The organism is Trinickia camelliae (genome assembly GCF_053525655.1).
In genome coordinates, this window is record NZ_JBCHAA010000004.1 from 148896 (window position 1) to 163200 (window position 14305).

14 protein-coding genes are annotated in these 14305 nt (G+C 64.8%); 9 read left to right on the forward strand and 5 right to left on the reverse strand.

Annotation, left to right across the window (positions count from 1 at the left end; all coding sequences use genetic code 11):
* The first annotated feature begins 96 nt into the window (after positions 1–96).
* The 5 genes from AAHK20_RS08980 to AAHK20_RS09000 all read left to right on the forward strand — a co-directional run bounded on the left by AAHK20_RS08980 (position 97) and on the right by AAHK20_RS09000 (position 5627).
* Entirely contained in the window at positions 97–534 is a 438-nt protein-coding gene (locus AAHK20_RS08980; RefSeq protein ID WP_449181111.1) for a MarR family winged helix-turn-helix transcriptional regulator, read from the forward strand.
* Between the two features lie 89 nt (positions 535–623).
* Entirely contained in the window at positions 624–2186 is a 1563-nt protein-coding gene (locus tag AAHK20_RS08985; protein ID WP_449181112.1) for a DHA2 family efflux MFS transporter permease subunit, read from the forward strand.
* A gap of 107 nt (positions 2187–2293) precedes the next feature.
* On the forward strand, positions 2294–2731 hold the full coding sequence (locus AAHK20_RS08990; RefSeq protein ID WP_449181113.1) for a MarR family winged helix-turn-helix transcriptional regulator: 438 nt from the start codon (positions 2294–2296) through the stop codon (positions 2729–2731).
* A 49-nt stretch (positions 2732–2780) separates the two neighbouring features.
* The gene (locus tag AAHK20_RS08995; RefSeq protein WP_449181114.1) at positions 2781–4301 is read left to right on the forward strand and encodes an efflux transporter outer membrane subunit; all 1521 of its coding nucleotides are present in this window, start codon (positions 2781–2783) and stop codon (positions 4299–4301) included.
* Positions 4302–4337: 36 nt separating this feature from the next.
* Positions 4338–5627: an HlyD family secretion protein gene (locus tag AAHK20_RS09000; RefSeq protein ID WP_449181115.1), complete on the forward strand. Its 1290-nt coding sequence runs from the start codon at positions 4338–4340 to the stop codon at positions 5625–5627.
* A gap of 80 nt (positions 5628–5707) precedes the next feature.
* Here the strand turns inward: AAHK20_RS09000 and AAHK20_RS09005 are convergent, their stop codons facing one another.
* Both AAHK20_RS09005 and AAHK20_RS09010 read right to left on the reverse strand, forming a co-directional pair.
* On the reverse strand, positions 5708–6139 hold the full coding sequence (locus AAHK20_RS09005) for a hypothetical protein (RefSeq protein WP_449181116.1): 432 nt from the start codon (positions 6137–6139) through the stop codon (positions 5708–5710).
* Positions 6140–6280: 141 nt separating this feature from the next.
* Positions 6281–7585: an MFS transporter gene (locus tag AAHK20_RS09010; RefSeq protein WP_449181117.1), complete on the reverse strand. Its 1305-nt coding sequence runs from the start codon at positions 7583–7585 to the stop codon at positions 6281–6283.
* Positions 7586–7722: 137 nt separating this feature from the next.
* Here AAHK20_RS09010 and AAHK20_RS09015 point away from each other — a divergent pair, with 137 nt between their 5' ends.
* Positions 7723–8658 (forward strand): LysR family transcriptional regulator, encoded by a 936-nt coding sequence (locus AAHK20_RS09015; RefSeq protein ID WP_449181118.1) that lies wholly within the window; start codon positions 7723–7725, stop codon positions 8656–8658.
* Between the two features lie 174 nt (positions 8659–8832).
* Positions 8833–9582, forward strand: a complete 750-nt coding sequence (locus AAHK20_RS09020; RefSeq protein ID WP_449181119.1) for a creatininase family protein — start codon at positions 8833–8835, stop codon at positions 9580–9582.
* A 6-nt stretch (positions 9583–9588) separates the two neighbouring features.
* Here AAHK20_RS09020 and AAHK20_RS09025 read toward each other — a convergent pair whose 3' ends face one another.
* From AAHK20_RS09025 to hemL, 3 genes are read right to left on the reverse strand one after another with little or no spacing between them, the layout of a single operon-like run.
* The gene (locus tag AAHK20_RS09025; RefSeq protein WP_449181120.1) at positions 9589–10206 is read right to left on the reverse strand and encodes a riboflavin synthase; all 618 of its coding nucleotides are present in this window, start codon (positions 10204–10206) and stop codon (positions 9589–9591) included.
* An 18-nt stretch (positions 10207–10224) separates the two neighbouring features.
* Positions 10225–11358: a bifunctional diaminohydroxyphosphoribosylaminopyrimidine deaminase/5-amino-6-(5-phosphoribosylamino)uracil reductase RibD gene (gene ribD, locus AAHK20_RS09030; RefSeq protein ID WP_449181121.1), complete on the reverse strand. Its 1134-nt coding sequence runs from the start codon at positions 11356–11358 to the stop codon at positions 10225–10227.
* Positions 11359–11391: 33 nt separating this feature from the next.
* A complete protein-coding gene (gene hemL / locus AAHK20_RS09035) occupies positions 11392–12675 on the reverse strand; it encodes a glutamate-1-semialdehyde 2,1-aminomutase (protein WP_449181122.1) in 1284 nt (427 codons plus the stop codon).
* A 17-nt stretch (positions 12676–12692) separates the two neighbouring features.
* On the opposite strand from hemL, the gene AAHK20_RS09040 reads away from it, so the two are divergent.
* Complete coding sequence (locus AAHK20_RS09040; RefSeq protein ID WP_449181123.1) at positions 12693–12980, forward strand: hypothetical protein; 288 nt, start codon at positions 12693–12695, stop codon at positions 12978–12980.
* A complete protein-coding gene (locus tag AAHK20_RS09045; protein ID WP_449181124.1) occupies positions 12941–14182 on the forward strand; it encodes a Bcr/CflA family multidrug efflux MFS transporter in 1242 nt (413 codons plus the stop codon). Before AAHK20_RS09040 ends, AAHK20_RS09045 begins: the two co-directional genes overlap by 40 nt.
* The last annotated feature ends 123 nt before the right edge of the window (positions 14183–14305 follow it).

Here is a 14305-nt window from a genome sequence, read left to right on the forward strand (position 1 = left end):
CCCTGACGCGGCCACGATATCAGGTCGTCTCAAAAAAGTCTTTGCGCATATCTGCAAAGTCAGATATAGTGAAAATCAGAAACGGAGGTATCAGCTATGGACTACTACAGCGAAGACAGTTTTCTGCCGTTCCAGAACATCGGTTTCGCGCTCGGCAAGGCGCGCAATCTGCTCAACGCGGAAATGGACGTAGCGCTCGCGAACACCGGCATCAGCAGCTCGCATGCCGGCGCGCTGCTGATCCTTGCCCGGGGCGGGGCGCGCACGCCGGTCGGGCTGGCCAAGCTGCTTGCCGTCGATGCGGGATTCGTCACACGTGTGGTCGATCGATTGGAAAAGGAGGGGCTCGTGCGCCGAGCTCGCAACAGCCTGGACCGGCGGGTGGTCAACCTCGCGTTGACCGAAGCGGGGCGCAAAGCCGCCGCGCGGGTCGCGGAAATCGCCCCGGCCGTGTTGAACCGGCGCTTGTCGAGCTTCAGTCCGCTGGAGTTCGACACTTTGTGCCGTCTCCTCAGTAAGTTGATGGCCGGATGAGCCATTTTTTTTGCCCAAATATCTGACGTATCAGATAAATGACGACGGCCCCAGGACAGCCGGGCGTCGAAACCCTTAAAGGACGCAATATGAACCCGCCGAAAAACGCGAGCGCTCCGGCGCCATTGGTTGGCTGGCAATTCGCACTGGGCGCGTTCGCGGTCGCCCTGGCCACCTTCATGAACGTGCTGGATTCGTCGATCGCCAACGTTGCGATCCCGACGCTCTCCGGCGACCTGGGCGTATCGGTCGACGAGGGCACGTGGGTCATCACGCTGTTCTCGGCGGCCAACGCGGTGTCGATTCCTCTGACCGGCTGGCTCACGCAACGGGTCGGGACGGTCAAGCTCTTCGTCGCCGCGATTCTGCTGTTCGTCGTGTCGTCCGCCGCGTGCGGTTTCGCGCCCAGCCTGCCGATCCTGCTCGCGGCTCGTATCGTGCAAGGCGCGGTGGCGGGGCCGCTCGTGCCGCTGTCGCAGGCGCTCTTGCTCTCCACGTTTCCGCGCGAAAAAAGCTCGAGCGCGCTGTCGCTGTGGGCGATGACCGCGACCGTCGGGCCGATCGCGGGGCCGGCCCTGGGCGGCTGGATCACCGACAACTACAGCTGGTCGTGGATCTTCTACATCAACGTGCCGGTCGGCCTGTTCGCCGCGGCGGTGGTCTGGGCGCTTTACCACAAGCGTGAAACGCCCTCGCGCAAGCTGGCGGTCGACAAGGTGGGGCTCATCTCGCTCATCGTCTGGGTGGGCGCGCTGCAAATCATGCTCGATAAGGGCAAGGATCTCGCCTGGTTCGAATCGCCCGTGATCTGGGTGCTCACGATCGTCGCGGTGATCGCGTTCGCGTTCTTCCTGATCTGGGAGCTGACCGAGGCCAAGCCGATCGTCGATCTGCGCCTCTTCAAGCAGCGCAACTTCATGGGTGGCACGGTCGCGATTTCGGTCTCGTATGCGGTGTTCTTCGCCAACCTCGTGATCTTTCCGACCTGGATTCAGGAGTATCTCGGCTATCGGGCCGTCGACGCGGGCTTCGTGACGGCGCCGCTCGGCATCTTCGCGGTGATCCTGGCGCCGGTGATGGGCAAGATCATGCCGAAGACCGACATGCGAATGCTGGCGACGGTCGCCTTCCTCGGCTTTGCGGGCGTGTTCATGATGCGTTCGCTGTACACGACCGACGTCGATGTCCACACGCTCGTGCTGCCGACCCTGCTGATGGGCATCCCGATGGCGATGTTCTTCACGCCGCTTACGGCGATCATCCTGTCGGGCTTGCCGCCGGAGAAGATCCCTGCGGCCGCGGGCTTGTCAAACTTCGTGCGGGTCTTTGCGGGCGCGGTGGGCACCTCGCTCATGCAGAACACCTGGAACAACCGGACGATCCTGCACCATTCGCAGCTCGCCGAGCAGACCAGCGCGACCAACCCGGCGTACGTACAAGCCATCGCTAACATTCAGACGACGCTCCACGCGAGTGCCTTCAAGGCCCAAGCCTTTTTCGAGTCGCAAATGAGCGCGCAGGCGGCGATGCTCGGCCTGAACGATATCGCCTGGCTGTCGGCGGTGATCTTCATCGTGATCATTCCGCTCATCTGGATCACGAAGCCGAGCAAGGATGGGGCAGCAAACGCCGCGGGTGCGGGCGGTCACTGAGCGAGGGAATAGGGCGCGTCGGCGGGGCAGGAAGAAATCTCAAAAATTCGCTTGCCAGAATCTGACTTTGCAGTTATTGTGATGGTCATCAACACCGAGGACGCGCCATGAAGCACTACACCCCCGAAAACTTCGCACTGACAGAAAGCGTCGGGTTCAAGCTGACCAAGGCGCGTAACCAGATCATTGCGGAAATGGACGCGGCGCTCAAGGACCTCGACATCACCAGCCCGCAGATGGGCATTGTTCTGGCGCTGCAGCGCGGCTTGGCTTCCACGCCGTTCGAGCTCTCGAAGCTGCTGTCGGTCGACACGGGCCTCATGACGCGCATGCTGGACAAGCTGGAGTCGAAGGGATTGCTGGAGCGCTCGCGCAGCGTGGAAGATCGCCGCGTGGTCAACCTGGCGCTGACGAAGAAAGGTCTGGAAGTGGCGGCCGAACTTCCGAGGATCGCGCCGGAAGTACTGAATGTGCGGTTGAGGACGTTCACGAAGGCGGAGTTCCAGGAACTGGGCCGCCTGCTCGACAAGTTCATCGGCGAGTGAGCGCCGCGGCGCTCCCCTTTTTTTAATCATTAATCTGACGAGTCAGACAATGCAAACGCAGATTGTTAAACAAGGCCGCGGCGTCCGTGCGATGAAGGCGGGGCTGTCGGTGCTCCTGGTGGCCATGCTGTCGGCCTGTGTCAACTACGCGGGCATTCACAGCGACAAGCAGATGGCCCAGCCGCAACAGTTCCAGACGACGCAGAGCCTGCCGTCGGAAAGCGGCCACTGGCCGGCGGCCGATTGGGCCGACCAGTTCGGCGACGCGCAACTGAAGGCGCTGATCGACGAAGCGCTCAAGGGCAGCCCGACGATCGCGCAGGCGCGCGCCCGCATCGCAGCGGCGCAAGCCTATACGGAGACCGCGAAGGCCAGCACGATGCCGAGCGTGAACGCCGACTACTCGCTCAAGCGCGAGCAGTACAGCGCGAACGCGCTGGTGCCGCCGCCCTTCGGTGGCAGCTGGCAAACCGAGAACAGCGGCCTGTTGAGCGCCTCGTACGATCTGGACCTGTGGGGCAAGAATCGCGAAGCGCTCAAGGCGTCGGTCTCCGATCTGCAGGCGACCGAGGCTGACGCGGAAGTCGTCAAGCTCACGCTCACGACCACGATTGCCCGCACCTACAACCAGCTCGCCCGGCTCTACGTGCTGCGCGACATCGCGCAGCAGGAAGTGGAGCGCCGCCAGGACATCGACCGCATCACGGCCGGCCGCATCGCGACCGGGCTCGATACCGAAGTCGAGCGCAAGACGGCGCAGGCGAATCTCGCGACCGCCCGCTCCACGGTGTCCGCCCTCGACGGCAGCATCCTGACCACGCGCTACCAGCTGGCCGCGCTGATGGGCGAAGGCCCGGACCGCGGTCTCACGATCGCGCGGCCCGCGCTTGGCGTCGGCGACGAAGTGCGTCTGCCGGACAACCTGCCCGCCGACCTCGTGAGCCGCCGCCCGGACATCGTCGCGGCCCGCTGGCGCGTCGATTCGATCACGCACGAAGTGAAGGAAGCGAAGGCCGAGTTCTATCCGGACATCAACCTGAGCGCCGCGATCGGCCTCGACGCGTTCGGCTTCGGCCGCTTCCTCACGGCTGCGAGCCGTGAGGCAAGCGCAGGTCCGGCGATCCATCTGCCGATCTTCGATGCGGGCGCGCTGCGTGCGCAATTGAAGGGCCGCTACGCCGACTTCGACTCAGCGGTGGCGACCTACAACCAGACGCTGATCACCGCCTTGAGCGACGTGGCGACGCAACTCGCGCAGATCCACTCGAGCGACGCGCAGCTCGCCGATGCGCAGGCGGCGCAACAAGACGCGCGTCAGGCCGACGATCTCGCGATCACGCAATACAAGGGCGGCCTGACCAACCAGTTGACCGTGCTCAATGCCGACATGAACGCGCTGCAGGCCGATCAGTCCGTCGCCAACTTGCTGATGAACCGGCGCGACCAGCAGATCGCGCTCGCCTCGGCGCTCGGCGGCGGCTATGTCGACACGTCGTCCGATGCCACCCCCGATGCAACCCATAAAGCAGCTTCCGCTGCAACGTCCAATCCCGTCGTCGCCGCGCGTTGAACCGGCACGTTCGCAAAAACTCTCTGGAGAATTGAAATGAGCGATTCCATCACGTCCGACCGCACGAGCGCGGAATCGGCCCAATCGAACAGCAAAGATGCCCGCAATGCTCCCGCCGCCACCAAGCCGGATGGAACGCCGCCGCAAGCATCGGGCAAGCGCAAGCTGTGGCTCGCGCTGCTGGGTATCGGCGTCGTGGTGGCAGGCGCGGCGTACGGCGCGTACTACTTCACGTACGGGCAATATCACGAGTCGACCGACGACGCCTACGTCAACGGCAACCTCGTGCAGCTCACGCCGCAGGTGACGGGCACGGTGAACGCCGTCAACGCGGACGACACGCAGATCGTGAAAGCGGGCGACCCGGTCGTCACGTTGGACCCGGCCGATTCGAGAATCGCGCTGCTGAACGCCGAGGCGGCGCTCGGGCAGGCCGTGCGCCAAGTGAGCACACTCTACGTCAACAACGACTACTACGCGGCGAACATCGCGCAGCGAGAGTCGGATCTCTCCAAAGCGCAGGACGATTTGAAGCGCCGTGTCGCGGTGCAGAACACCGGCGCGGTGTCGGCCGAAGACGTCTCGCACGCCCGCGATGCCGTGGCCGCCGCGCAGGCTTCGCTTGACGCCGCCCGCCAGCAGTCGCAATCGAACCACGCCCTGACCGACCGCACCTCGATCGAGCAGCACCCGGACGTGCAAGCCGCCGCCGCGAAGGTTCGCGACGCCTACCTCGACTACGCGCGCAACACGCTGCCCGCGCCGGTGACGGGCTACGTCGCGCAGCGCTCCGTGCAAGTCGGCGAGCGCGTGGGCCCGGGCACGCCGCTGATGTCGATCGTGCCGCTCGACGGCGTGTGGGTCGATGCGAACTTCAAGGAAGTGCAACTGCGCCGGATGCGGATCGGCCAGCCGGTCACGATGACGGCCGATGTCTACGGTTCGAGCGTGAAGTACCATGGCCGCGTGATCGGCTTCTCGGCGGGCACGGGTAGTGCGTTCGCGACGCTGCCGGCGCAGAACGCGACCGGTAACTGGATCAAGATCGTGCAGCGGCTGCCGGTGCGTGTGCAACTCGACCCGAAGGAATTGGAAGCGCATCCGCTGCGCATTGGGCTGTCGATGACGGTCGACGCCGACACGCGCGACGACACGGGCACCCAGCTCGCGGCGGCCGTGAACACGACGTATCGCACCGATGTGTTTGCGCAGTACGGCGCGCAAGCGGACGCAGAGATCGCGAAGATCATCGAGCAGAACGAGACGGCCGCGCAGCAGGCGAAGGTTGCGGCGTCATCCGCGAAGAAGGCGACGAAGCAGGGTTGAAGTGGTGTGCAGTGGCCGCTTGCGAGCGGCCACTGATCCAGCACTGGTTGCGTCAGCCGTATGTTCGGGTACGCGCCCGATCAACGGTACGTCGTGGTAGACGACTGCAGCTTCGTCAGCACGCCGCCTTGGAAGCGGAACCAGCCTTGCGAGCTTTGCATCACGACTTCATCGCCTTGCCAGAACACGCGCCTCACCGTCATGCGCTTACCGGAGCGTTGCACAAGTGGCGGACGGCGGCGAAAGTCGTACAGCACTGGGCCGGAGTCAGTCTGCACGAGCGTGCGCGTGACGTTGTCATTTGCGCTGTCGACGTCATCGAAATGCGTGAGCGCGTTAGCGCTGAAGCGATCGAAAACGTCCTTGTCGAGCATCCCGACGAAATCGCGGTCAACGCGCGCGAATTGCAATTGACCCGCAGGTGTGGCGAGCGGGCCAGACGCGTTGCTTTGCGCATGAACGCAAGTCGCGAAAGAGGTGGCAGCGAGCGCGGCGAGGAACAGTCGTCTCATGTTTCCTTTTGGATTCAGCGGCGTTTCCAACAACGGAGCACGCCCGCAATGGTTCAATTAGGAACATTGTCGTCAACTTCGGTCGATACGTCGAACAACTTCACGTCGCCGGTCAATTTGCGGGGCGGCCAATTGGGGGCATCACGGCTGCACCGGAACAGCGACAGCGTCGGCTCTCCGTACTCCAAGAATCAGGACCGACGCGAGCATCGGCAAGCACGCCATGACCAAGAACCCGAGATGCAGGTTGCCGGTTGCGGCCTTCGTCCAGCCGATGATCGCCGGTCCCCAGAACCCGCCCGACAAGCCGATCGTATTGATGAGGGCGATGCCTCCCGCTGCCGCCGGCCCTTTGATGTATTCGGACGGCATCGCCCAAAACACCGTGTAGGCCATCCAAAGCCCCGCTGTGGCCAGCGTCAGCAGAACGAGCGAGACGGCGAGGTTGCCGTCCGACAGCACCGATGCAGCCAGCAGCAGCGCAGCGGCGATCGCCGGCAGTGCGCAGTGATAGCGTCGTTCGCCGAGCCGGTCTGATCTGCGGCCGATCGCGACCATGCCGATGGCGGCGGCGAGATACGGAAGGGCCGAATACCAGCCGAGCGTGATCGTGTCGGCGACCCCCTGCGCTTTGAGTATGGTCGGCAGCCAGAAGCTGATCGCGTAGATCGACGCGATGATGCAGAAGTAAGCGAGCGCGAGGACATAAATTCTGCCGTCGCGAAGCACGGCTTTGAACGAGTGGGAACGAGCCGCGCCCTCGGTAAGCTCCGCTGCGAGCAGGCGCTTCTCCCGTTCGTCCAGCCAGCGCGCGTCTTGGGGCTGGTCGGGCAGCACAAAGAGCGTGAGCACGCCGAGCGCGATGCACGGCAGCCCCTCGGCTAGAAACATCCATTGCCACCCGGCGAGGCCGGCGGTGCCGTCGAACACGGTGATGAGCCACGCGGAAAGCGGCCCGCCCGCGATCCCGCCGAGCGGGCCCGCGACAAAGACGATCGCGATCGCCCGCGCCATTCCCGCCGGACCGTACCAGCACGACAGGTAATAGATCATCCCCGGCGCGAAGCCGGCTTCGAAGACCCCGAGCAGGAAGCGCATGCCATAGAACGCCGGCACGTTGCGCACGAAGAGCATGCATGCCGACGTGATGCCCCACAGCACCAGAATGCGTGCGAACGTTTTTTTTGCGCCGACTCGCGGCAACAGCAGATTGCTCGGCAGTTCGAACAGCACATACCCGAGGAAGAAGATGCCAGCCCCGACACCATATGCGGCATCGGAGAGTCCGAGGTGGCTTTGCATCTGCAGCTTGGCAAAGCCGACATTGACGCGATCCAGATACGCGAAGACGTAGCAGATCAGCAGGAACGGCAGCAGCCGCCAATTGATTCGGTTGTAGAGCGCCGCCGTGGCGTCTCCTCCCGTGACGTTGGGTATTGCTGACATGCGTGTCTCCAATCGTTGGTGTGTCGTTCCGCTTTTCGCGTGAACTCATGGTGGCGGCGTTCGATCTGTCGAGCAACAGCAACTAAGTTCACGTATCGTTGCTGCAAAGGCAACGACATGGATCGGGAGAATTCGTCATGCGGGAGATCAATCAGCAACGTCTGCGGTACTTTCACGAGGTGCTGACGCACGGCACGATCCGCGGCGCGGCCGATAGCCTCAATACGTCGCCGTCGGTCATCACGCGGCAGATCAAGCTGCTGGAGGACGAGCTTGGCACGACGCTCTTCGAGCGCCAGGCACGCGGCGTCAAGCCGACCGAGGCCGCGGCGCATCTGTTGGAGTTCTGGAGAGGCTACCGGTCGCAACAGGAAAAACTCGAAGACCGGCTGCTTGCGTTGAAGGGGCTTCAACTGGGACATGTCCAGCTGGCCGTCAGCGAAGGCTATGTCGACGCCTTGGTCGACGAAGTGCTGATCCCGTTCTGGAAGCGCTATCCGAAGGTGGAGATCGGTGTGGAGGCGCTGCCTGTCGACGACTTGCTGACCGAGGTCGCCGAAAGCCGCGCGCATATCGGGCTCGCCTACAACCCGCCGCCGCATCCTTCGATCGAATATCGGGCAAGCTCGCCGCAGCCGATCGTGCTGCTGGTCCGGCGCGACCATCCGCTCGCGCTGCGAGGCGGCTCCGCCAGCATCGACGACATGCTCGCCTATCCGCTTGCCTTGATGCCCGCGACCTACGGCATCGGCCACGCGGCCAAACTGCTCGAGTTCGCGGAGAACGTCGCGATCCGCCCGACGGTGACCACCAATTCGCTGATGGCGTTGAAGCGCCTCGTCGCATCGGAAAACTTCGTGACGCTCATCGGGGAATTCGCGGCCTATACGGAAATCGCGGCGGGCGAGCTCGCGATCGTGCCGATCGATCATCCGCTGTTTCGCGGCATCAAGGCGAGGGTGCTCGTCAAATCGGGCAGGCCGCTCGTCGCGGCCGCGCATGAATTGCTCGAGTGGATCCTGCGCCGTATGACGATGTTCGCCGATGCCGCCGATGCGGAACATGGCCGCTAGACTGCTGCTGAACGCAGCTGCCCACTACGGCTGCACAACGGTGTTGCTCACTAGGCAACGGAACGTGAGCTTAGTTGCTATTGCTCGGCAGGCTGGCCGCTGACACTATCGGCAAACCGAAACCGGCTATCGCTTCGCGTTTCCGCAGGAGCCGGCCAAACAAAGGAGTTCACCATGCTTTTGCATCTATCGACGTGGTCCGAGGTAGCGCAGTTTCTGACGAAGAGCCGCACCATCGTGGTTCCGATCGGCTCGAACGAGCAGCACGGTCCGACCGGCTTGCTCGGCACTGACTGGCTGTGTCCCGAGATCATCGCGCGCGAGGCGGAGAAGACCGCCGATATTCTGGTCGCGCCGACGTTCAACATCGGCATGGCGCAACATCATCTGGCCTTTCCGGGGACGATTTCGCTGCGCCCGTCGACCTTCATCGCGGCAATCGGCGACTGGATCCGTTCGCTGGCGGGCCACGGCTTCGAGAAGATCCTGTTTCTCAACGGCCACGGCGGCAACATCGCGTCGATCGAGGCGGCCTTCTCCGAGGTGTACGCCGAAGCCAGCTTCGCCGGGCGCCGGGCCGGATTCGCGATGAAGCTGTGCAACTGGTGGGACCTGGAGGGCGTGGGCGAATTGGCGCGCGAGCAGTTTCCGACCGGCCATGGCTCTCACGCGACTCCTTCGGAGATCGCCATCACCCAGTGGGCGCTGCCCGGCTCGATCAAATCGGCCGACTACGCGCCGCAAATCGCGCCGACGGGCCCGATCCGCGAGGCGCTCGACTTCCGCGCCCGCTACCCGGATGGACGCATCGGTTCGGACCCGGCGCAGGCGAGCCCGGACAAGGGTGGTGCACTGGTGAAGCTGGCGGCGCAGAGCTTGGTGCGGGAATTGGCTGCGTTTAGTGATGAGCCGGCGGTGACGTGAGCTGCTTTACTGTGACGCCGTCGACAACATCCGCTCCACATACCGCGCGATCAAATCGATCTCGAGATTGACCTTCACGCCCGGCGCGAGATGCTTGAGCGTCGTCACTTCGACGGTGTGCGGGATCAGGTTGATCGAGAACTCGCAGCCGTCGTCGCGATCGTTCACCGAGTTCACCGTGAGGCTCACGCCGTTCACGGTAATCGAACCCTTGTATGCGAGAAAGCGGCCGATCTCGCGCGGCGCGAGCACACGCAACTCCTGCGATTCGCCGACCGGCGCGAAATGCGTGACCGTGCCAAGTCCGTCGACGTGCCCCGACACGATGTGTCCGCCGAGACGATCGTGTGCGCGCATTGCCTTCTCGAGATTCACGTCGCCGGTTTGCGCAAGACCCACCGTGCAATCCAGGCTTTCGCGCGACACGTCGACGTCGAACGTCTGCGCTGTTTTCGCGATCACCGTCATGCACGCGCCCTGGATCGCGATGCTGTCGCCGAGCGCGACGTCTTCGAGGCCGAGCGAGCCGGCGTTCACCGTCAGGCGCACGCCCGCGTCCGGTGCGCCGCCGAGCGGCTGGATCGATTCGATGCGGCCGACCGCCGCGACGATTCCTGTAAACATCGTGTGGTTTCCTGAGAGTTAGCGAGTGGCGTCGGTTGAGGAGTCGGCCGGCACGAAGCGCGCGAGCACGCGCAAGTCGTCGCCGATTCGCTCGACCGAGTGGAAAGCGAGGCGCTTGCGCGCGTCGAGCGTTGCGGGTGCGGCCAGGTCGAACATTCCCGCCGATTCGGCGCCGAGCAGGCTCGGCGCGACATAGACGAGCAATTCGTCGACGCAGCCCTCGCGCAACAGCGACCCGTTCAGCTTGTGCCCCGCTTCGACATGCAGTTCGTTGATGCCGCGCGAGCCGAGGATCTTGAGCATCGACGGCAGATCGACCTTGCCGTGCGCGTTCGCGATCGGCACGATCTCCGCGCCGCGCGCGGCGAGCGAGACGGCGTGATCGGCGTTGTGTTGGTCGATCGATGCGCAGAAGATCAGCGGCGGCGCGCCTTCAAGGATGCGCGCCGTCAGCGGCACTTCGAGGCGGCTGTCGATCAATACGCGCTGCGGCTGGCGTGTCGTCGCGACCGAGCGCACGGTCAGTTGCGGATCGTCTTCGCGCACGGTGCCGATGCCGGTCAGGATCGCGCAGGCGCGTGCGCGCCAGGCGTGGCCGTCGGCGCGCGCGGCGTTGCCCGTGATCCACTGGCTTTCGCCGGAGGGCAGGGCGGTGCGGCCGTCGAGCGAGCTCGCGACCTTCATGCGTACCCACGGCTGGCCGCGCGTCATGCGCGATACGAAGCCGATGTTCATCTCATGCGCCTCGTTCGCGAGCAGGCCGCAGCGCACGTCGATGCCGGCTTCGCGCAGCATCGCGAGGCCGCGTCCCGACACCTGCGGATTCGGATCTTCCATCGCGGCGATCACGCGCTCGACTTGCGCGTCGATCAGCGCATTCACGCACGGCGGCGTGCGGCCGAAGTGGCTGCACGGCTCGAGCGTCACATAGGCGGTCGCGCCGCGCGGATCGTTGCCGCGCGCGCGGGCATCCTTAAGCGCGCGCACTTCGGCGTGGTCCTGGCCGGCGGGCTGCGTGAAGCCTTCGCCGATCACGACGCCGCTTTTCACGAGCACGCAGCCGACGCGCGGATTCGGCGTCGTCGTGTACATGCCGCGCGCCGCGAGGGCGAGCGCGCGCTGCATATGGATGAAGTCGGTTTCGGAAAACATCGCGGCGTATGCCTTGATTGACGGTGGTTGGCTTTAGGCCGACAGTGCGGCGAACGCACCGCGCGCGGCATCGATGGTGGCGTCGATCACGGCGTCGTCGTGCGCGATCGACACGAAGCCCGCCTCGTACGCCGACGGCGCGAAGTACACGCCCGCGTCGAGCATCTTGTGGAAGAAGGCGTTGAAGCGCGCGATGTCGCAGCGCGTGACATCGGCGAAGCTCGTGGGGATCTGCTCGGTGAAATAGAGGCCGAACATGCCGCCGATCGCGTCGGCGACGAACGGCACTTTGGCGTCGCGCGCCGCGGCGGTGAGGCCGCTCACGAGGCGCGCGGTTTGCGCGGAGAGGTTGTCGTAGAAGCCAGGCGCCTGGATCAATTGCAGCGTCTTCAAGCCTGCGGCGACGGCGATCGGGTTGCCCGACAGCGTGCCCGCCTGATACACGCCGCCGAGCGGGGCGAGATGGGCCATGATGTCGCGCCGTCCGCCGAACGCGGCTGCCGGCATGCCGCCGCCGATCACCTTGCCGAGACACGTCAGGTCGGGCGTGATGCCATAGAGCGCCTGCGCGCCGCCGAGCGCGACGCGGAAGCCGCACATCACTTCGTCGAAGATCAGCACGGCGCCGTGCTGCGTGCACAGGCGCCGCAGCGCCTGCAGGAACTCGGGCGTCGCGCGCACGAGATTCATGTTGCCCGCGACCGGCTCGACGATCACCGACGCGATCTCGCCGCCGAACGCCGCGAACGCTTCTTCGAGAGCCGCGACGTTGTTGTATTCGAGCACGGTGGTGTGCTTCGCGATGTCGGTGGGCACGCCCGCCGAGGTCGGGTTGCCGAACGTGAGGAGGCCCGAGCCGGCCTTCACGAGCAGGCTGTCGGCGTGGCCGTGATAGCAGCCTTCGAACTTCACGATGCGGCTGCGGTTTGTGAAGCCGCGCGCGAGACGCAGCGCGCTCATGGTCGCCTCGGTGCCGCTCGACACGAGCCGCACTTGTTCGATCGACGGCACGAGCTTGCAGATTTCCTCGGCGATTTCGATTTCAGCTTCGGTCGGTGCGCCGAACGAGAAGCCGTTTGCGAGTACGCGCTGCACCGCTTCGAGCACTTCAGGGTGTACGTGGCCGAGAATCATCGGACCCCAGGAGCCGATGTAGTCGATATAGCGCGCGCCGTCGGCGTCCCAGAAGTACGGGCCTTGTGCGCGCTCGATGAAGCGCGGCGTGCCGCCGACCGAACGGAATGCGCGAACCGGCGAGTTCACGCCGCCGGGGATGGTGAGCTGGGCGCGTTCGAACAGAGCTTGATTCTTGGACATGGGATGAAATCTGCTGGATGAGAGGCGGAGCGCTCGCAAGCGGCGCCAAAGAGGCGCTTCTCGCGCGCGAAAAGATGGCTCAAATTGTACCGGAGTCGTGCCGGATTGCCGGGCTCGGCCGATTGGCCATCGGCTCCGTCCAGGGCTTCTTCCGCGTCGTCGTCGCACGCCGCCGGCTGGTAATTAGTACCGTCAAGTACAATGCCGGCTTGTTGTCAGCGTTTCGCAAGGCCTGCCTGCCGGGCCGCTTCTTTCGGATTTCCCCATGTCTCACGTCGTCAAACGCCGGCCCGATGGCCGGCTGATCCTGTTGCTTGGCGCGCTCGCCGCCTGCGGGCCGATTGCCACTGATATGTATCTGCCGAGCCTGCCGTCGATCGCTCAGTCGTTCGCGGTCAGTGCCGCGGCAGCGCAGGCCACGCTCACGAGCTTCATGTTCGGCTTTTCGGTCGGCATGCTGCTCTACGGGCCGCTCTCGGACACCTTGGGGCGACGGCCCGTGCTGCTCGGCGGCATTGCGCTTTTCACGTTGGCGAGCATTGGCTGCGTCGTGTCGTGGTCGATCGATGTGCTCGTCGCCGTGCGCTTTCTGCAGGCGCTTGGGGCGGGCGCGGCGTCGGTGCTGGCGCGGGCCATCGCGCGCGACGCGCACGAGCCGACCGACGCGGCGCGCGTGCTGTCGATGGTCGCGATCGTCACGGCGATCGGGCCGCTGCTCGCGCCGCTCGTCGGCGGTCAGGTGCTACTGTTGGGCGGCTGGCGCGCGGTGTTCGTATTCTTAACGCTGTTCGGCGCGCTTTGTGCCGCGCTCGCGTACTTCCGCGTGCCCGAGACCTGGCCGAAAGAGAAGCGCAAGAGCGCCGCGGTGCTGAAGTCGTTCGCGGTGTACGGGCACCTGATCACCGATCCCGTTGCGCTCGGCCACGTCCTCTGCGGCGGCATGGCGTTCGCTTCGATGTTCGCGTACATCACGGCGACGCCCTTCGTCTATATCGACTACTTCCACGTGAAGCCGCAGCACTACGGCTTTCTGTTCGGCCTGAACGTCGTCGGCATCATGCTCGCGAACTTCCTGAATACGCGTCTGATCGGCCGCTTCGGGTCGCTCGCGATCATCAAGGCGGCGGCGCTAGTCAGTTGCGTCGCGTCGTTTGCGGTCGCGATCGCGTGCCTGACGGGGTGGGGCGGGCTGTGGTCGATCGTGGTGTGCCTGTTCTTCGTGGTGGGTGTGGTAGGGCTGTTGTCGGCCAATTGCACGACTGATCTGATGCATCGCTATCCGCACAACGCGGGCGCTGCCGCAGCCGTGTTCGGTGCGATGCAACTCGCGCTCGGCGCTCTCGCGAGCATTGCGGTCGGCGCGTTTCACGACGGCTCGCCGAAGGGCATGGGGACCACGATCGCGGTGACGGGCGCGCTTTGCTTCGTCGGACGGGTGCTCGTCGTGCGTTGGCATGGGTGGCCGGTGCGGTCGATGGGTGCGGCGAAACCGGCCGCGGATGCGTAGTCGCGCGTTGAGCGAGAGCGGCGTTTTCGCTTCTCGTCGCGCGCCATAAAAAAAGCCCCGCGCGATGCGGGGCTTTTGCAATCGGAACAGGATCCGGCAAACGCGTGCGCCGCCGGATCTTGC